At 61.4% G+C, this 17,583-nt stretch carries 18 protein-coding genes; 13 read left to right on the forward strand and 5 right to left on the reverse strand.

The window, feature by feature from the left end:
* Positions 1 to 12: 12 nt before the first annotated feature.
* Positions 13 to 597 (forward strand): peroxidase-related enzyme, encoded by a 585-nt coding sequence (locus tag ACOOE1_RS01520; RefSeq protein ID WP_420404581.1) that lies wholly within the window; start codon positions 13 to 15, stop codon positions 595 to 597.
* 15 nt (positions 598 to 612) lie between these two features.
* Here ACOOE1_RS01520 and ACOOE1_RS01525 read toward each other — a convergent pair whose 3' ends face one another.
* A complete protein-coding gene (locus tag ACOOE1_RS01525) occupies positions 613 to 1,278 on the reverse strand; it encodes a trimeric intracellular cation channel family protein (protein WP_420404582.1) in 666 nt (221 codons plus the stop codon).
* 193 nt (positions 1,279 to 1,471) lie between these two features.
* Between ACOOE1_RS01525 and ACOOE1_RS01530 the strand changes: the two genes are divergently transcribed.
* Together ACOOE1_RS01530 and ACOOE1_RS01535 are read left to right on the forward strand one after the other, a co-directional pair.
* Complete coding sequence (locus ACOOE1_RS01530) at positions 1,472 to 2,278, forward strand: alpha/beta fold hydrolase (RefSeq protein ID WP_420404583.1); 807 nt, start codon at positions 1,472 to 1,474, stop codon at positions 2,276 to 2,278.
* Positions 2,279 to 2,330: 52 nt separating this feature from the next.
* Positions 2,331 to 3,185, forward strand: a complete 855-nt coding sequence (locus ACOOE1_RS01535) for a DUF1194 domain-containing protein (protein WP_420404584.1) — start codon at positions 2,331 to 2,333, stop codon at positions 3,183 to 3,185.
* A gap of 34 nt (positions 3,186 to 3,219) precedes the next feature.
* Here ACOOE1_RS01535 and ACOOE1_RS01540 read toward each other — a convergent pair whose 3' ends face one another.
* The gene (locus tag ACOOE1_RS01540) at positions 3,220 to 4,851 is read right to left on the reverse strand and encodes a hypothetical protein (RefSeq protein WP_420404585.1); all 1,632 of its coding nucleotides are present in this window, start codon (positions 4,849 to 4,851) and stop codon (positions 3,220 to 3,222) included.
* A 183-nt stretch (positions 4,852 to 5,034) separates the two neighbouring features.
* Positions 5,035 to 5,961, reverse strand: coding sequence for a DMT family transporter (locus ACOOE1_RS01545; protein ID WP_420404586.1), 927 nt, complete (start codon positions 5,959 to 5,961; stop codon positions 5,035 to 5,037).
* A gap of 235 nt (positions 5,962 to 6,196) precedes the next feature.
* On the opposite strand from ACOOE1_RS01545, the gene ACOOE1_RS01550 reads away from it, so the two are divergent.
* From ACOOE1_RS01550 to ACOOE1_RS01595, 10 genes are all read left to right on the forward strand, one after another.
* Positions 6,197 to 6,667 (forward strand): SUF system Fe-S cluster assembly regulator, encoded by a 471-nt coding sequence (locus tag ACOOE1_RS01550; protein WP_420404587.1) that lies wholly within the window; start codon positions 6,197 to 6,199, stop codon positions 6,665 to 6,667.
* Positions 6,668 to 6,718: 51 nt separating this feature from the next.
* Complete coding sequence (sufB, locus tag ACOOE1_RS01555; protein WP_420404588.1) at positions 6,719 to 8,176, forward strand: Fe-S cluster assembly protein SufB; 1,458 nt, start codon at positions 6,719 to 6,721, stop codon at positions 8,174 to 8,176.
* A gap of 39 nt (positions 8,177 to 8,215) precedes the next feature.
* Entirely contained in the window at positions 8,216 to 8,977 is a 762-nt protein-coding gene (gene sufC, locus ACOOE1_RS01560; protein WP_420404589.1) for a Fe-S cluster assembly ATPase SufC, read from the forward strand.
* A 20-nt stretch (positions 8,978 to 8,997) separates the two neighbouring features.
* Positions 8,998 to 10,308, forward strand: a complete 1,311-nt coding sequence (sufD, locus tag ACOOE1_RS01565; RefSeq protein WP_420404590.1) for a Fe-S cluster assembly protein SufD — start codon at positions 8,998 to 9,000, stop codon at positions 10,306 to 10,308.
* On the forward strand, positions 10,308 to 11,537 hold the full coding sequence (locus ACOOE1_RS01570) for a cysteine desulfurase (protein ID WP_420404591.1): 1,230 nt from the start codon (positions 10,308 to 10,310) through the stop codon (positions 11,535 to 11,537). The genes sufD and ACOOE1_RS01570 overlap by 1 nt, the downstream gene beginning before the upstream one ends.
* On the forward strand, positions 11,537 to 11,938 hold the full coding sequence (locus tag ACOOE1_RS01575) for an SUF system Fe-S cluster assembly protein (protein ID WP_420404592.1): 402 nt from the start codon (positions 11,537 to 11,539) through the stop codon (positions 11,936 to 11,938). Before ACOOE1_RS01570 ends, ACOOE1_RS01575 begins: the two co-directional genes overlap by 1 nt.
* 59 nt (positions 11,939 to 11,997) lie before the next feature.
* Positions 11,998 to 12,351, forward strand: a complete 354-nt coding sequence (locus ACOOE1_RS01580; protein ID WP_193179821.1) for a HesB/IscA family protein — start codon at positions 11,998 to 12,000, stop codon at positions 12,349 to 12,351.
* A 16-nt stretch (positions 12,352 to 12,367) separates the two neighbouring features.
* Positions 12,368 to 12,625 carry a hypothetical protein gene (locus tag ACOOE1_RS01585; protein ID WP_420404593.1) on the forward strand — a complete coding sequence of 86 codons (258 nt, stop codon included), beginning with the start codon at positions 12,368 to 12,370 and terminating at the stop codon, positions 12,623 to 12,625.
* Complete coding sequence (locus ACOOE1_RS01590) at positions 12,622 to 12,993, forward strand: hypothetical protein (RefSeq protein ID WP_420404594.1); 372 nt, start codon at positions 12,622 to 12,624, stop codon at positions 12,991 to 12,993. Before ACOOE1_RS01585 ends, ACOOE1_RS01590 begins: the two co-directional genes overlap by 4 nt.
* 216 nt (positions 12,994 to 13,209) lie before the next feature.
* Positions 13,210 to 15,069 carry an ABCB family ABC transporter ATP-binding protein/permease gene (locus tag ACOOE1_RS01595; protein ID WP_420404595.1) on the forward strand — a complete coding sequence of 620 codons (1,860 nt, stop codon included), beginning with the start codon at positions 13,210 to 13,212 and terminating at the stop codon, positions 15,067 to 15,069.
* An 84-nt stretch (positions 15,070 to 15,153) separates the two neighbouring features.
* Here ACOOE1_RS01595 and ACOOE1_RS01600 read toward each other — a convergent pair whose 3' ends face one another.
* Positions 15,154 to 16,185 carry a GDP-mannose 4,6-dehydratase gene (locus ACOOE1_RS01600; protein ID WP_420404596.1) on the reverse strand — a complete coding sequence of 344 codons (1,032 nt, stop codon included), beginning with the start codon at positions 16,183 to 16,185 and terminating at the stop codon, positions 15,154 to 15,156.
* A complete protein-coding gene (locus tag ACOOE1_RS01605; RefSeq protein ID WP_420404597.1) occupies positions 16,182 to 17,543 on the reverse strand; it encodes a hypothetical protein in 1,362 nt (453 codons plus the stop codon). Before ACOOE1_RS01605 ends, ACOOE1_RS01600 begins: the two co-directional genes overlap by 4 nt.
* Positions 17,544 to 17,583: the final 40 nt, after the last annotated feature.

The following is a 17,583-nucleotide window of genomic DNA, read 5'->3' on the forward strand; positions in this document are numbered from 1 at the left end:
CAGGAGGACAGAGTGAGCAAGGAGAAAGTTCATGCCCTCGAAATCGGGCTGCCGGTCCCGGATGCGGACGATCTCTCGCCGGACACCAGAAAATACTGGGATCTCTGCGCCGACAAACTCGGTCTGGTGCCGAACGTCATCAAGGCCTATAGCTTCGACGACGCGCATCTGAAGGGGTTTACCACACTCTATAACACGCTGATGCTCGGCCCCTCCGGTCTCGGCAAGCTCGAGCGGGAGATGATCGCCGTCGTCGTCTCGTCGATAAATCAATGTTTCTATTGTCTTGTCGCCCACGGCGCGGCCGTGCGCGAATTGTCCGGCCAGCCGGAACTCGGCGAAGCGCTCGCGTTCAATCACCGCTACGCCGACCTCGATGCGCGGCAACGGGCGATGGTCGCGTTTGCCGAGAAGCTGACCCGTGCGCCCTGGGAGATTGAAGAAGCCGACCGGCAGGCGCTGCGCGCCGCGGGCTTCACGGACCGGGACATCTGGGACATCGCGAATGTCGCCGGTTTCTTCAACATGTCGAACCGGGTGGCCAGCGCCGTGCACATGTTGCCGAACGCGGATTACCACAAGGCCGGGCGCGGCTGATGCCGTCCGCTCGCGTCAGCTCTCGCGGCTCTGGCGGAACTCGTCGATCGTCTTGGGCTTGCGGTAGTAGCTCGGCATCGACCAGTTGAAGACGATCGCCATGGCGCGGACGGTGAAGGTCACGACGAAGGCGGCCACCGCCGCCTCCAGCCGTCCGACCGCGAGCCCCGCCAGCGCAACGTAGGTGATCGCGCCGAGAGCGGCCGCGGTGACGTAGATCTCCCGGCGCAAGATGATGGATTCCTCATTTCCGACGACATCGCGCACGATGCCGCCCACCGATGCCGTCACCACGCCCATGACCACGGCAATCAGCGGCCCTGTGCCATGATCCAGCCCCTTTACCGTGCCGACCACGGTGACGAAGGCCAGTCCAAGCGTGTCGAACCAGAGGACCAGCCGGATCCGTGATTCCACCTTGGGCGCAAGGAAGAACATGACAGTCGCGGTGAGCAGGCAGGCGATCACATGGGACGGGTCGGCAACCCAGAACACCGGGACATCGAGGACGAGATCGCGCACCGTGCCGCCGCCGACGCCGGTCAGGATCGCGAGCCACATGAAGCCGAGAATGTCGAGCCCCTTGCGGGAGGCGACGAGCGAGCCGGAGATCGCGAAGGCGACAGCCGCCAGCATGTCCGTCACGAAAGTCAGCTGCGAAAGTTCGACAATGTCCTGCATGGCTTCTCCCCGATGCCGATAATACGACGGATCGCGGGCAACGCGCTCTTGTTCTCGTATGGAATGACAGGTTGGGCCGCCTGTGCGTTTATCGGTTGCAGAATGCTGGCATAATGATCCGACTGTCGTCCCAGATGACCTGTCTGGGCGACAGAGCGATATTCGGAGTCCGGCGGTGCCGAGGGAGAATGTGATGGCAATGGATCCTGAGCGGAAACGCGTCGATACCCCGGCCGGGCATATCTCCTTCCGGGAAGCCGGCGCGGGTAGCAGCAAACCCGTGCTCCTGGCGCTGCACGGGCTCGGCGGCAATTCGGCTACCTGGCGGGCGCAATATGCCGCGCTCTCCGACGCCTGGCATGTTATCGGCTGGGACGCGCCGGGTTACGGTGAGACCATGGTGATCGGTCCGGACCAGACGGCGTTTGCGACCCTCGCCCTTGCGTTGATGGACCATCTCGGCGTCGGCGATTTTTCGGTGATCGGGCACTCCATGGGTGGAATCGTCGCACAGGCAGTGGCGGCCGAGGCCGGCGACCGGGTCAGGCACATGATCCTGTCCTGTACCCATTCCGGCAGCGCCAAACCCGCAACCGAGCCGCTTTCCGGGAGCTACGCGACACGTATCGCGGCGCTGGAAAAAGAGGGGAGCGCGGCCTACGCGGCGCAGCGCTCGGGCATGATGGTCGCAGACGGTGCACCGGAGGGGGTGCGTGCGACGGTCGAGGAAATTGCCCACGGGGTGACCGCCGCCGGGCTCAGGACCTGCGCGACGATGCTGCATCATGCCGATGCCCGGCCGCTGGCGCCGACGATCCGCTGTCCGGTCCTGCTGATCTCCGGGGCGGGCGACAAGGTGGTGTCCGAGCGGCAGTCGGAAGCGCTTGCGGCGCTCTATCCGGCGGGGCGGCACGTCCGGATCGATGGGGTCGGACACGCGCCCTACATGGAAGCGCCGGAGGCCTATAACGCGCTCTTGAGGGAGATTCTCTCAACATAGGCTTGTCAGCACGTCCGATAATGCGCGCTAATACGGGTGGAGGTCACCTGATATGCCGCTTGCGCGTTCTATCGGTGTTTGGCGTAAATCCGTGATCGGCGCGCTCGCCGCGCTCTTCCTTTATCCTGAAACAACCTCCGCCCAGAGCGAGAATCAGCCGCAACTTGTGGATCTGAAGCTTCTGCTTGCCGTGGACGTTTCCGGCTCGATCGATTTCTGGGAAGGCGGGCTGCAGCGCGACGGGTATGTTCAGGCGCTGCGCGACCAGGCCGTTGTCGATACCATTCTGTCGGGGCAGCTCGGTCGGATCGCACTTGCCTATGTCGAGTGGGCGGGCGGAGATCATCAGCGCGTGCTTCTCGACTGGACGCTGATCGACAGCAGGCAGGCGGCCTACGATTTTTCCGAAAACCTGTCAGTCAGGGCCCACATGGGCGGGCGGCGCACTTCGATCGGGAACATGCTCGATTTCGGGGTCCGGATGTTTCAGGATCCGCGCTTTTTTGCCGAACGTCAGGTAATCGATATTTCCGGTGACGGGCCGAACAACACCGGTGCCCGTGTTGACGAGGCACGGGACCGGGCGATCGCCTCGGGACTGGTGATCAATGCCCTGCCGATCCTGAACGAGCGCCCATCACCCTACGGATTCCCGAAACTCGACGATCTCGACGTTTATTACGAGGAATGCGTCATCGGAGGTGACGGCGCCTTCGTGATCGTCGCCAAGGGGATCAAGTCCTTCGCCTCCGCAGTCCGCCGCAAGATGATCCTCGAGGTCGCCGGCCTCACTCCCGAGAAACCGGTCCGGGCGCTTCCCGCCGCGCTCGGCAACGGCCCCGGCGGTTACAATTGCGATATCGGTGAGCAGCAGCTCCACGATTTCCTGAACCGCGGCGGCGACTGAAAACTGCAGGGAATTCGCGGATTCGGTTCGGGCGTCAGTTGAAGAATCCGCTGCGCTGCAGTTGTACGTGGAAATCCCGGAGGATCTTTTCTTTCTTCGTCGGGTCAGCGATCTGCGCCACGAGCTCGGTCTCGAAGTTCGGCCGGCGCAAATGCTTGACGATGATTTCCCGCGCCAGCTTCGACGCCTTGCCGTCGGGCAGCATTTCCGGCTGGCACATGCTGACGAGCATGAATGCGCGGATATGCAGCGGTTTGTCCGGATCGTCGACGCGATCCAGGATGCGGCCGTCGACGATGTAGGTCGCGAGTAGCTCGTCCAGGTGCTGGGTCAGTTGCTGCTTGCGCCCATCGGGCAGGTTGGAGTTCTGGATCCGGTAGAAGATCGAGGTGACCTTCTCCATTTTCCTGTTCGGGGCAACGCTGGTACGGACGATCTGATTGACCGATGCCGGGGTCATGAAGAGCCCGTTCAGATGATGGTCGATTTCGTCTTTCAATATGGTTCGGCCGAGATCGCTCTCGAACAGAGAGAGCAGATATCCGGCCTTGCGGCCCGGGTCGCGAAGCGCCGGCAGGACGCTGGCGGTCGCCGCCTTGAGGCCGCCTTCGCCGCCTTTGTTGATGATGTGGGACTGCCGGTGCGTGATCGCCTCGGCCATCTCCGGGCCGCCGACGAGCTCGGTTCCGGGAATCAGTTTCTGCAGCATTTCCCGGAATACTTTGGGCTCCTCCTCCTTGTCCTTGGTCAGGGAACCGGAACTCTGCAGCTGGCGACAGACCCGGTCCATCACGGCGACCTTCGACTCCGGCAGCTTTGACTTGCGGAACAGATTGTTGATCTTGAATGCCGTGGCTTCGACATTCTCCGGGTTCTCAGCCCGTTGGGGATCGATTTCGCGCACTCCGTCGGCGATCTCCATCAGCGTGATCAGGGCATCGGCGAGGCTTTCCCGGTCCCCGAGCAGATCCTGCAGGACCTCCGCGTTGCTGAGCGCATCGCTGATGAACCAGTCGAGATTTGTGAGCGCGGGATCGGACTCGCACGCTTCGGCCCAGTCGACAGTGGTTGCGAACTTGTCCCACCAGTTGCGCCTTGCAACCAGATCGCGGCTCGCCGCGACGCGGAAGAGATACCCGGGAGCCTCTCCATTCGCGGACTTGTTGATGCGCTCGATCGCCTCGTTGATGCCGTCCTTCTCGATCGACGGAAGCTTTTTGCGCTCCGCGTTCCTGGCACGGTCGCTGATCTTCTCGACGAAACCGTAGAGCGCGTCGCGACGGGCCCCCGGGTCTCCGCCGTCTTCGCCTCGTGCCTGCATCTGGGCGACCTTGGCGACTGCCGAGGGAAGCATGCTCTGGAAATCCATCGCCCGCTTCATCTCGCGGGCATTGTGCATGACTTCGGTGGGCGTGACCCCCTGCTTGTCGAGATAGGCGCGGAACAGCCTGTTGATGGTCTTTCGGCCCGGGCCGTGGAACAGATCCTCGACATCTTCGCAGATCGCCGGTGTGCCGCTGACATCGCCGACAGCGATGAGATCGCCGCTGCCGGTCTGGCGCAATCGCTCGAACAGAATGTCGCCCGGCGCCGGGTTGCTGATGTCCTTGAGTGACTCCTTGACCACGCGGACTCCCATGACGCCGGCGCGCGTCATGAATTGCATAGCCGTCTTTTCCGCGCTCTCAAGGTCGCGTGCGGCACCCTCAATGGCCCACGACCCGTTGCGGAGGGTCAGGATCTCTAAGTTTTTGTTGCGAAGCATTCCGCCCGAGCGCCTTTCCCGGATTTCCATGGATTTTATTGGCAATCTGTTCGTGGATAAAGGCGTTTCAGGAATCGTGCCAGGTTAGGTGCGGCGCTCGTGTGCCGTCTCTGTTGCCTGGAGAGGCGGCACGGGACTCTTTCGCAGAGCTTTCTGTTCGCTCCAGATATTGAGCAGATTTCCGGAGAAGGTGATCGCGCCGCCGATCAGGACATACGGATTCCATGGCTCCTGGTAGAGCATGAAACCGATCACCGCGACCAGCGGAAGGCGCAGGAAATCGAGCGGGCTGACGACGGCCGCGTCAGCATGAGCCATGGCGCGCGCGATGCTGTAATGCGACGTGATTCCGCCGATCCCGAGGATGGCGATGAAAGGGATCATTTCCACGTCCGGCGTTACCCAGACAGGGACCGACAGCACGAGTCCGATCGGGAGCTGGATCAGGTTCATGTAGAAGATGATCTTGAAGGCGCTCTCTGTGGCGGCGAGGCCCCGGGTGAAGACGTAGGTGCAGGCAAAGCAGACAGCGGCTCCGATGACAACAAATGCGGCCGGCTGCATCAGGTCGGAGCCCGGGCGCAGGATCACCAGGATGCCCGCGAAACCGAGCGCGATGGAGATCACTCGGATCCGGGTCAGTTTCTCCTTCAGAAAAATGGCGGCCAGGATCGCGGTCCAGACCGGGGCGCTGAACTCCAGCGAGAAAACGGCGGCCAGCGGGAGCACGCTCACCCCGAAGATCCAGCCGAATTGCCCGCCGAAATGGATGATGTTGCGGCCGATATGCGTCTTCAGGCGCGCGGTCTTCATTTCCTGCCAGCCGAGCCTGTAGGCGTAGGGCATGAGCAGCGAGAGACAGATCACCGTCCGCATGAAGGAAATCTGGAAGACCGAGAGGTCCTGGGTCAGTTCCCGCGCCGCGACGGCCATCGAGGTGAAGGAGGCGAGTGCGCCCATCATCCAGAGAACGGCGAGCAGGGGCTGAGACTGGGTTTGCGGCGATGTCATGGCGGGACTGGGCGGTATTCTTGATTGTTTGTGAAAGGCCCGGCGCATCCGGATACGCGGCTGCGTATCCTGCAATAAATCGCTCGCATGGTCGCGCCGAATGTGGCACATCTGAGGTGCTTTCCCGGAATTAGAACCTTTCAAATTTTTCCCGTCAGACCGCAGATTACGGTTGATTTATCGGCACGCAGGCTTAATTAATAGGACAAAATCAGTCCGAATTCGGGGCGACGCGATGCTGAAACTGAACAAAATGACCGACTATGCGGTCGTGGTCCTCGGCCAGATGGCGCGCGAGCCGGGCCGGGTCCGGACTGCTTCGGCGCTCTCGGACAGCACGGCGATCCCGCTTCCCACGGTTTCCAAGCTGCTGAAAATTCTCGCCGGAACCGGGCTTATCACCTCCCATCGCGGGGCCAACGGCGGATATTCCATCGGCATGACGGCAGAGCAGGTGACTGTGGCACGGATCGTTCAGGCGATCGACGGTCCGATCGCGCTCACGGCCTGTGTCGAGGACGGAGACGGCGGTTGCGAGGTCAGCAATTCCTGCCCGATCAGCGGCAATTGGGATCGGGTCAATCTGGCTGTGCGTGCGGCGCTCGAGGAAGTGACGCTGGCAGACCTGCTGGACCCGACCGAGATGTTCCCGCTGCGGCCGGCGGTGCGGGAAGGCGAGCGGAGCGAGGCCGCGGCCGAGAGCTGACGCGGATAAGTTTTTTTGAGTTTGACGCTTTAGGACACGGGACACAGAGACATGGCGGCAACTGTCGAGACAATCGAACAGGTCGAACAACTCGGTACCGAGAAGTACAAGTACGGATTCGTCACCGACATCGAGTCGGAAATGGCGCCAAAGGGCCTCAGCGAAGAGGTCATCCGCTTCATCTCGGCGAAGAAGGAAGAGCCGGAATGGATGCTGGAATGGCGCCTCAAGGCCTATGAGCATTTCAAGACGATGGAAGAACCGGACTGGGCCAAGGTCGAGTACGCCCCGATCGATCTGAGCGATATCTACTACTACGCCGCGCCGAAAGTGAAGGAGCGGCCGAACAGCCTCGACGAGGTCGATCCGGAACTGCTCAAGACTTACGAGAAGCTTGGGATTCCCCTGAAGGAGCAGGAAGTTCTCGCCGGAGTCGTCGCAGTCGACGCGGTCTTCGACTCCGTCTCTGTCGCGACCACCTACCGCAAGAAGCTGGCGGAATACGGCGTCATCTTCTGTTCCATATCCGAGGCGATCCAGGAGCATCCTGAGTTGGTGAAGAAGTATCTCGGCTCGGTCGTTCCCTATTCCGACAATTACTTCGCGACGCTGAACTGCGCGGTGTTCACCGACGGCTCCTTCGTCTACATCCCGAAGGGCGTGCGCTGTCCGATGGAACTCTCGACCTATTTCCGCATCAACGCGGAAAACACGGGCCAGTTCGAGCGGACCCTGATCGTCGCCGAGGAAGGCTCCTACGTCTCCTATCTGGAAGGCTGCACCGCCCCGCAGCGCGACGAGAACCAGCTTCACGCGGCCGTGGTCGAACTGGTCGCGATGAAGGATGCGGAGATCAAGTATTCGACGGTGCAGAACTGGTATCCGGGCGACGAGACCGGGGCCGGCGGGATCTACAACTTCGTGACCAAGCGTGGCGCCTGCCGTGGCGACAACTCGAAGATCTCCTGGACCCAGGTCGAGACTGGCTCCGCCGTCACCTGGAAATATCCGAGCTGCATCCTGCAGGGTGATAATTCGGTCGGCGAGTTCTACTCGGTCGCGATCACCAACAATGCGCAGCAGGCCGATACCGGCACCAAGATGATCCATATCGGCAAGAACACGAAGTCGACGATCATCTCCAAGGGTATCAGCGCCGGAAAGGCGGACAATACCTATCGCGGCCTGGTGAAGGTTCTTCCGGGCGCGGAGAACGCACGCAACTACACCCAGTGCGACAGCCTGCTGATCGGCGACCAGTGCGGCGCCCATACGGTGCCCTACATCGAATCCCGCAACCCGACCGCGCGGGTCGAGCATGAGGCGACCACCTCGAAGATCAGCGAGGATCAGCTCTTCTACTGTGCCCAGCGCGGGCTTTCCGAAGAGGACGCGGTCTCGATCATCGTCAACGGCTTCTGCAAGGAAGTCATGAAGGAACTGCCGATGGAATTCGCCGTCGAGGCGCAGAAACTCATCGGTATTAGCCTGGAAGGCAGCGTCGGCTGACGCGCCGGAACCCAAGAAAAAGTACGCTCGGAGAGAGATATGGCTCTGTTGGAAATCAAGAACCTGCACGCCTCGCTGGAAGAGGAGGACAAGGAGATCCTCAAGGGGATCGACCTGACCATCCAGCCGGGAGAGGTGCATGCGATCATGGGGCCGAACGGCTCGGGCAAGAGCACGCTGTCCTACGTGCTGGCCGGGCGCGACGGTTACGAGGTGACGGAAGGCTCCGTGACCTTCGACGGCAAGGACCTGCTCGATCTGGAGGCGGACGAGCGGGCCAACGAGGGCCTTTTCCTCGCCTTTCAGTATCCGGTCGAGATCCCGGGCGTTCCCAGCATGACCTTCCTGCGCGAGGCGTTGAATTCCAAGCGCAAGTACAACGATCAGGAAGAACTGGACGCGATGCAGTTCCTGAAGCTTGTGCGCGAGAAGGCGAAGGCGCTGGAGATGGGTGACGACATGCTGAAGCGCGCAGTCAATGTCGGGTTCTCCGGCGGCGAGAAGAAGCGCAACGAGATCCTGCAGATGGCGGTGCTCGAGCCCACCCTCTGCGTGCTCGACGAGACCGATTCCGGCCTTGACATCGATGCCCTGAAGATCGTTGCGGACGGTGTCAATGCGCTGCGAGACGCGGGCCGCTCGATGCTGGTCATCACGCACTACCAGCGCCTGCTGAACTACATCCAGCCTGACCACGTGCATGTCATGGCCTCCGGCAAGATTCAGAAGTCCGGCGGCAAGGAGCTGGCCCTCGAACTCGAGGAAAAGGGCTACGCGGACTTCACCGGCAAGGCAGCCTGATCGGGTCGGGAGACAGACACATGCCGAACGATATGGCACACGACAATCCGCTGCTGAAGACCTTCGGCGCCGCGGCGCTCGACGGCGCGCCCGAGTGGTTCGGCGAGGTGACGCGGAAAGGTGCGGAGCGTTTCGCGGAACTCGGATTGCCGACGAACCGGACGGAGGCCTGGAAATATACCAGCCTGCGCGGTCTTGGCGGCCTGGGGTTCAGCGCTCCCGCCAGAGAGGCCGAGGCGGTGGAGATCCCGCGCGACAGGATCGCCGGGATCGAGGGGATCGAGATCGTTCTGGTGAACGGTCGTCTGGACGAGAGCCGCACAGCGCTTGACGAAATGCCGGTCGGACTGATGGTCACGCCGCTGGCGGACGCAGTGCAGTTCAAGGACGGCGTGACCAGGCATGCCCTGGAGGACGAGAGCGCGCTCGACGGGCTGCCGCTTGCTGCACTCAGCACGGCCGGCATTACCGGCGGCGTTCTGATCGAGGTCGCGCGGGACGCCGACATCGCCAGGCCGATCCACATTATCTCGATCGGATCCGGATCGGCGGCCTTTGCCCCGCGCAATGTGATCTGGGTCGGCCCGAAGGCCAAGGTGACGCTGGTCGAAAGCCATGTCGGCGAGGGAAGCTACTTTTCGAACTCGGTCACCCACGTGACGCTCGAGGACGAGGCGGTCTTCCATCACTACAAGCTGCAGAACGAGTCCCGTGACGCCTATCACGTCGCCATGACTCACGTGCATTGCGGCGAGAAGACGGTCTACGACAATTTCGCGCTTTCCTGCGGCGCGAAACTGGCGCGCAATGAGATTCGCAGCAAGCTCGATGGCTCGGATATCCTCTACGCGGTGAACGGCGTCTACATGGCGGCGGCGAACCAGCATCTCGACAACACCACTTTCATCGAACATGCGAAGCCGAACAGCGAGTCCCGCGAGATTTACAAGGGCGTGCTGGACGAGAACGGACGCGGCGTTTTCCAGGGCAAGATCCTGGTGCAGCGTCCGGCGCAGAAGACAGACGGCTACCAGATGAACCGCGCGCTGCTGCTTTCCCGCAAGGCGGAGATCGACAGCAAGCCGGAACTGGAAATCTATGCCGACGACGTGAAATGCAGCCACGGCGCGACCGTCGGCGAACTCGATGCCGAGCAACTCTTCTATCTGAAGGCGCGCGGCATCAACGAGCACGATGCCCGCAACATGCTGATCGAGGCCTATCTCCGCGACGCGCTGGACGAGATTCGAGTGGACAAGGTCGCTCTGGCCTTCGGCGACAAGATCTCGGACTGGCTGGCCGAGCGGATCCGGCGAGAGGAAGCCGCGTGATGAACGAGCTTGCATACGACGTCGAGGCAATCCGCCGGGATTTTCCGATCCTTCAGACGGAAGTCCGCGGCAAGCCGCTGGTCTTCCTGGATTCCGCTGCCTCGGCGCAGAAACCGCGTCAGGTGATCGATGCCGTGACGCAGATGTATGAGGCCGAGTACGCCAACGTGCATCGAGGCCTGCACTATCTGAGCGAGCTGGCGACGGCGCGCTATGAAGGCGCACGCGAGAAGGTCCAGGCCTTCATCAAGGCCCGCCACAGTCACGAGGTGATCTTCACTAAGGGCACGACCGAAGCACTCAATCTGGTGGCGCATTCCTGGGCGCGCGCCTTTCTCGAGAAAGGCGACGAGATCATCATCACCACGATGGAGCATCACTCCAACATCGTGCCCTGGCAGATGGTCCGCGACGAAAAGGAGCTGGTGCTCAAGGTCGTGGATGTTGACGAGGAGGGCGCCTTCCACCTGGCGGACCTCGAAGCGTTGATCACGGACAAGACACGGCTGATTGCGATCCCGCATGTCTCGAACGTGCTCGGCACGGTGTTGCCGGTGAAGGAGATCGCGTCGCTGGCCCACAGGGCAGGTGCGGTGCTGGTGGTGGATGGCGCGCAGGGCGTCACCCATATGCCGGTCGACGTTCAGGACCTCGATTGCGACTTCTACGCCTTCTCCGGACACAAGCTCTACGGCCCGTCGGGCATCGGTATCCTCTACGGCAAGGAAGAGCTGTTGGAGAAGATGCCGCCCTATCAGGGCGGCGGTGACATGATCAATACGGTCACCATGGAGAAATCGACCTGGGCCGACCTGCCGCACAAGTTCGAGGCCGGAACGCCACCGATCGCGCAGGCGGTGGGGCTCGGCGCGGCGATCGACTATATCGACGCCATCGGTATCGCGGCTGTCGGCGCGCATGAAGGCGATGTGCTGAACTACGCGACCCAGCGTCTGGCGTCGGTGGACGGTCTGCGACTGATCGGGACCGCTCCCGGCAAGGTGAGCGTGATTTCCTTCGTCATGGACTGCGCGCACCCGCACGACATTTCGACCATCATCGATCAGGCCGGTGTGGCGGTCCGCGCCGGGCACCATTGTGCGCAGCCGCTGATGGAGCGCTTCGACGTGCCGGCGATGGCCCGCGCCAGCCTCGGCATGTACAACACGCGTCAGGATATCGACGCACTTGCCGACAGCCTCGAAAAGGTCAGGGAGATCTTCGCATGATGCCGCATGGTCCAGGTATGCACGACTTCCTCGATCTTCCGCCGCCGGAAGAGGGGATCGTCGCGGAGGTCGGCGAACCGCTCGCCGACGGCGTTGCGGTTGCCAGGGAAGATGCAATCATCCTGGCGCTGAAAGAGGTCTACGACCCGGAAATTCCGGTCGATATCTACGAGCTCGGGCTGATCTACGAGATCGCCATCGCGGAGAACGGAGATGTCCGGATCGTGATGTCGCTGACGGCACCGGCCTGCCCGGTCGCGGGACAGCTCCCGATCGACGTCGCCGAGAAGGCGGCCTCCGTCGAAGGTGTGGGACGCGTGCAGGTGGAACTTACCTGGGATCCCGCCTGGAGCCCGGAGCGGATGAGCGACGAGGCGCGCCTCGCCCTCAACATGTTCTAGAAACTGATCTGCCTCATCATTATATTTGGAGGGCAGGCTCATCAGAGGACAGAGACACCATGTTTCAACCCGGTAAAGCCCCGATCACGCTGACAGACGCCGCCGCCGGCAGGGTCAAGGACCTGATGGCGGCCAATCCCGAGGACGGTGTTCTCGGTCTGCGCGTCGGCGTGAAGGCGAAAGGCTGTTCCGGTCTCAGCTATTTCGTCGAATATGCCAAGGAGCGGAAGAAGTTCGAGGACGTGGTGGAGGACAAGGGCGTGACAATCTTCGTCGACCCGGCCTCGGTCATGTTCATCCTCGGCTCCGAAATGGATTTCCAGCAGGACAAATACTATTCGGGCTTCGTGTTCAAGAACCCGAACGAGACCAGCCGCTGCGGCTGCGGCGAGAGTTTCAACGTCGCTTCGTGAGGATCGGGGGGCCACCATGCTTCCGAACTTTCTCCAGACCGGCACGTCGACGGACCAGAAAAGCCTGAATTCCGCGAAAGAGCTTCTTGACGAAGCGGAGGCTCTGCTGGGACAGGCGCGCGATCTGTCGGCGAAGGTGAAGCAGGCGCGGGCGGAAAAACACCCGGAGCTTGCGGACAACCTGGAGAGACAGGCCCGCGAATATGCCCAGCATGCCAAGAGGCTCAGCGATATCGGCAAGAGGCTTCTCGGCAAGAAAACCAAGACCGGTTGATCATGGCCGACACTGAACTCGATGATTTCATCGCTTCGGTGTCTGCGGATGTGGGCGGTCTCAAGCAGACCTACGAAGAATCGGCCGAAGATTACGCCGCGCGGAAAGCTGCAAAAGACCGTTCGCTGATCGGTTATATCATCGTTGTGATGTATGCCGTCGCCGTGCTCATCGTGCTTGTCGCGACCTGGCGGAATTTCCCTGAGCTTGTCTGCAACGAGGGATCTGATTGCGCCGCCCCCATCGGGTACTGGATTGAGCTGGCGAAATTCATGCTCGAGGTCATTTCCGTCGCTGTGCTGCCTGTGGTCACCCTGGTCATCGGTTTCTATTTCGGTTCCGAGCGGTCGAAGTCGAACAACAGCTGAGCCCTCTGGTCGCGAGCCAGCCGGCTCTTGCCAGCTTGCGGCATGGCGGTGTCTCGGTCCGCTCGATCATCTGCAGGTCAATCTGCCGGGTCGTTTCGGGCGCGAGCCGGACAATCCGAAGCAACGAGAGGCTTGCGCTCGCGCGAAATAGTTCCATATTCATCGAACAAAAATAGAGAGTGGCCACGTTTCCGCAGCCACCTGACAGGAAGTCTCATGCCCCGCCGCCCGACCGCGAACCTGACCGAATCCGACGCTCCGGCGACGGCCGATATCCAGACGGTGAAAACGCTTCTGCCCTATCTCTGGCCGAAAGGACAGTTCGAGATGCGGGCGCGCGTGGTGATCGCGCTGCTTTGTCTTGCGCTAGCCAAGGGCGCCTCGGTTTATGTTCCGATCCTCTACAAGGATGCGGTCGACCTGATTTCCGGCGGCGACAGGTTCGATTTCACCGTCCTGATCTGGATCATCGTCGCCTATGGTCTGACGCGGCTGGGCCAGCAGGCCTTCGCCCAGCTAAGGGAGTTCTTCTTCGCGCGGGTCGCGCAAAGGGCGATCCGGATGGCGGCGCTGAAGACCTTCCGGCATCTACACCAGCTCTCGCTGCGCTTTCATCTCGACCGGCAGACGGGTGGCATCTCGCGGGTGATCGAACGCGGTACCAAGGCAATCGAGTTCCTGTTGAACTTCATGCTGTTCAATATCCTGCCGACCCTGTTCGAGATCCTTCTGGTCTGCGGCATTCTCTGGGCGATGTTCGACTACCGCTATGCGGTGGTCACGTTCGGCACAATCGGCTCCTATATTCTCTTCACCACGCTGATCACCGAGTGGCGTTTGAAGTTCCGCCGCAGGATGAACTCGATGGACAACCGCGCCACCACGCGCGCCATCGACAGCCTGCTGAACTACGAGACGGTAAAATATTTCGGCAACGAGCGGCACGAGGAGGAGCGCTTCGACCAGTCGATGCGCTCCTACGAGGACGCGGCGGTTCAGAGCCGCACCAGCCTCTCGCTGGTCAATGTCGGGCAGGGCGGAATCATCGCCGGCGGCCTGACGCTGGTGATGATTCTTGCCGGCGGTGACATCGCCGCGGGCCGGGCGACGGTCGGCGACTTCGTGATGGTGAACACCTACCTGATCCAGCTCTATCTGCCCCTCAACTTCCTCGGCTTCGTCTACCGCGAGATCAAGCAGTCGCTGACCGACATGGAGCAGATGTTCCGTCTGCTCGAAGAAGAACGGGAGATTGAGGATGCGCCGGATGCGGCGGACCTCGTGGTCGATAGGGGGACGGTGCGTTTCGAGGACGTGAAGTTCGGTTATTCCGACGCACGTCCGATCCTGAAGGGGATCAGCTTCGACGTCCCGGCGGGCAGGACGGTGGCGCTGGTCGGGCCGAGCGGTGCCGGAAAGTCGACGATCTCGAGGCTGCTGTTCCGGTTCTACGATATCGACGACGGTCGGATCCTGATCGACGGGCAGGACATCCGCCACGTCACCCAAGACAGCCTGCGCCGGGCGATCGGGATCGTTCCCCAGGACACCGTTCTGTTCAACGACACGATCTACTACAACATCGCCTATGGTCGCCCGTCGGCGAACCGCGAGGAGGTCGAGGAGGCCGCGCGGCTCGCCAGCATCCACGATTTCGTCACGAGCTTGCCCGACGGCTACGAGACGATGGTCGGCGAACGCGGCCTGAAGCTTTCCGGCGGGGAAAAGCAGCGCGTCGCGATCGCCAGGACTCTGCTCAAGCAGCCGAAGATCTTCCTTTTCGACGAGGCCACCTCGGCGCTCGACAGCCAGACCGAAAAGGCAATCCAGAGCAGTCTCTCCGAGGTCAGCCAGAACTACACCACGCTCGTCATCGCGCACCGGCTCTCGACCGTGATCGACGCGCACGAGATCATCGTGCTGCGCGACGGGGAGATTGCCGAGCGGGGGAGTCACGTGGAGCTCTTGGCGCGGGACGGAGTCTATGCTGCCATGTGGAGGGAACAGATGCGGGAAGAGGGGGGGCAGTCGAAGGACGCGTTCGCCGAATTCGCCGCACGGACGACGGTTTCCTAGGTCTCAGACCGGCCCTGTTGCCGATGTTTGCGACGGGCTTGCATCATTGTCACATCAGGATTTGCGGGTGATCTGCGTGCCCAGTCAAAGAATGGCCGCGCCGCTCTTGAGCCGGTTGTAGTCCTTGTGCGCCATCATTCCCGCAAGCTCTACCACGCTTATTTTCGGTGCCCAGTCCAGTTCCTGCCGGGCCTTTGAGGCGTCTCCGATCAGGGTGTTTACCTCCGCCGGACGGTAATGCTCCGGATCGATGCGCAGAATACATCTTCCGGTCCTCGTATCGTGCGCCGTTTCTTCACTGCCTTCGCCGTCGAACTCCAGCTGCATGTCCAGGGCCTCGGCTGCGTGGATCACGAAGTCGCGGACGCTGATGGCGGTTCCTGTCGCGAGCACATAGTCGGCGGGATTGTCGCGGGTCATCATCAGATGCATCCCGTGGCAGTAATCCTCGGCATATCCCCAATCCCGCCGCGCGTCGATGTTGCCCAACCTGAGTGGCCGGTCGTCGCCAAGTGCGAGTCGGGCAAGGTTCGTTGTGATCTTGCGGGTGACGAACTCCGCTCCCCGCAACGGAGACTCGTGGTTGAACAATATGCCGTTGCAGCAGAACAGTTGGTGCGCCTCGCGATAGTTCGTCGTGGCCATGTGTGCGGCAACCTTGGAGACAGCATACGGACTCTTCGGATAGAAACGCGAAGTCTCGCCGCAGCTCTCGGTCGTGATGCCGCCGTACATTTCCGACGTTGACGCCTGGTAGAGGCGGATTTCCGGGTCGACGATACGGATCGCCTCAAGCAGGCGGTAGACGGCTACAGCATTGGCTTCCATGGTGAATATCGGCTGCTCGAACGACACCCCGACGAAACTTTGTGCTGCGAGATTGTAGATCTCGTCAGGTCGGAATTCCTGGAGTACCGACAGGATGTTTCCGAACTCGAGCATCTCGACGGTCGCCAGTTCGACGCGTTCGGTGATTCCGAGTTCATCGAGGCGCCACGTATTCGTACTTGCAGAGCGTCTCTTGGTGCCGATCACCCTGTAGCCTTCGTTGATGAGATGGCGGGCGAGGTAAGCACCGTCCTGCCCCGTGATGCCGGTAATAAGTGCGGTCTTCATGCTTCGCTTCCGGCTTCCAGTGAATACAGTTTGCGGATACGGGCCAGTTTTTCAGGGGAGGCGGTTACCGCGAGAGCGATGGCCAGGCCGCTAGAGAATTTGTCGACTACCGGAAGAACGATGTGGGGCACGGTCTCGAGCAGCCTGTTGCACCCGTACGCCTCGGTATCGGCGCCAGCCAGATAGAAGTCGTCGAACACGATCAGGTCGGACCGCTTGAGGCGAGAATAGTCGCTCGCGATTGTCTCGCAGGCATGTCCGCCGTCGATAAAACAGAAATCGGCCCGTTGTTCTTCCAGCGTCTCAAGGGTGTTGCCGCGAACCAGGCTGTAGCTGAATCCGGGGTTTGCGGATTTGAATGCAGAGAGCCTCGCATCCACATTCTCAAGCGTGACCGGACTCTTGCCGTTCAATTCGTCCCGGTCGCTCTGCGGCGTCGTGTCTTCGAAAAGGTCGTATCCGCGGTATTCAACCTCTTTCAGAGAGCCGAGGACGGTGCTTGCCATCTCGATGGCACGTCCGCCGTTCCAGGTTCCAATCTCCACGATCGATCCCGGTAGAAAGGTCCGAAGCAGATGAGTGATCTGCTCGTAGCGGCGCGGATTGTCCATGGTCTCGAGGGCGGTTGGTGCAGCGGGACCGTCCGCGGTCTTGAGCTGGCCCTTGAGGTGGTTCATGTACGCCGAGAGGGAGCTCTCCGAAAACGGGTCGAGAGTCTCCATATCGGCCGACAGGTCGCGAGTCTTGATTTTCCCCTGGGCTTCAAACACCGTGCGCGTGACGTCGAAGACCTCACTGTCATGCCATGCGTTCAGCTTGAAGAGTTCGCCGGAGAGGTAGATGCGCTCCATCGTCTCGAAAAACGGTTTCGCTTCCGGATGGCGCAGATCGAAACAGATAAATCCGGTCTCGCTATGCATGCCCTTGCGCCCGAGATAGACGGCGAACACACCCTCCATCAGTTCGGGGATCATGTTCTCGGGGATATCGGCATGGGCGACGACGTCGCCGTCGAGCCAGACAAGATAGTCGGTCGTCCGATCTCTTGCGGCCGCGAACATGGCGAACATCTTGTGGGAGAAGCGGACCGCGTCGAAATTGTAATCATAGCCGGTCGCGGTATGGCCGTTGGCCATCGGTTGCTGCAGGTAATGCTTCTTGAATGTCACCAGCCGGGGCGACGCCTCGGCCAGGTCAACCGCCCGGACTCGGCCGGTTTCCTCGAACGTGAATCCCTCGGAATAGACCACGAGCCGAACCGATGGCGGCCAATGTGAGACAAAACTATCGATCGCCTTGCGTCCGTACTGTTCCAGCCCCTTCTTGTTGAAGGTCGTTATGGCCGTAACTTTCGGCATCTTCAGATCCAATCTCCATAGGCTGGGCGCACGGCCCTCG

Origin of the sequence: Nisaea sp. (assembly GCF_965216895.1) — a bacterium.
Classification (GTDB): domain Bacteria; phylum Pseudomonadota; class Alphaproteobacteria; order Thalassobaculales; family Thalassobaculaceae; genus Nisaea.

Bases quoted from the DNA above. Each gene is read 5' to 3' on its own strand.
- ACOOE1_RS01525 (WP_420404582.1), bottom strand. From the start codon at position 1,278: ATGCAGGACATTGTCGAACTTTCGCAGCTGACTTTCGTGACGGACATG.
- ACOOE1_RS01530 (WP_420404583.1), top strand. From the start codon at position 1,472: ATGGCAATGGATCCTGAGCGGAAACGCGTCGATACCCCGGCCGGGCAT.
- ACOOE1_RS01535 (WP_420404584.1), top strand. From the start codon at position 2,331: ATGCCGCTTGCGCGTTCTATCGGTGTTTGGCGTAAATCCGTGATCGGC.
- ACOOE1_RS01540 (WP_420404585.1), bottom strand. From the start codon at position 4,851: ATGCAATTCATGACGCGCGCCGGCGTCATGGGAGTCCGCGTGGTCAAG.
- ACOOE1_RS01545 (WP_420404586.1), bottom strand. From the start codon at position 5,961: ATGACATCGCCGCAAACCCAGTCTCAGCCCCTGCTCGCCGTTCTCTGG.
- ACOOE1_RS01550 (WP_420404587.1), top strand. From the start codon at position 6,197: ATGCTGAAACTGAACAAAATGACCGACTATGCGGTCGTGGTCCTCGGC.
- sufB (WP_420404588.1), top strand. From the start codon at position 6,719: ATGGCGGCAACTGTCGAGACAATCGAACAGGTCGAACAACTCGGTACC.
- sufC (WP_420404589.1), top strand. From the start codon at position 8,216: ATGGCTCTGTTGGAAATCAAGAACCTGCACGCCTCGCTGGAAGAGGAG.
- sufD (WP_420404590.1), top strand. From the start codon at position 8,998: ATGCCGAACGATATGGCACACGACAATCCGCTGCTGAAGACCTTCGGC.
- ACOOE1_RS01570 (WP_420404591.1), top strand. From the start codon at position 10,308: ATGAACGAGCTTGCATACGACGTCGAGGCAATCCGCCGGGATTTTCCG.
- ACOOE1_RS01575 (WP_420404592.1), top strand. From the start codon at position 11,537: ATGCCGCATGGTCCAGGTATGCACGACTTCCTCGATCTTCCGCCGCCG.
- ACOOE1_RS01580 (WP_193179821.1), top strand. From the start codon at position 11,998: ATGTTTCAACCCGGTAAAGCCCCGATCACGCTGACAGACGCCGCCGCC.
- ACOOE1_RS01585 (WP_420404593.1), top strand. From the start codon at position 12,368: ATGCTTCCGAACTTTCTCCAGACCGGCACGTCGACGGACCAGAAAAGC.
- ACOOE1_RS01595 (WP_420404595.1), top strand. From the start codon at position 13,210: ATGCCCCGCCGCCCGACCGCGAACCTGACCGAATCCGACGCTCCGGCG.
- ACOOE1_RS01600 (WP_420404596.1), bottom strand. From the start codon at position 16,185: ATGAAGACCGCACTTATTACCGGCATCACGGGGCAGGACGGTGCTTAC.
- ACOOE1_RS01605 (WP_420404597.1), bottom strand. From the start codon at position 17,543: ATGCCGAAAGTTACGGCCATAACGACCTTCAACAAGAAGGGGCTGGAA.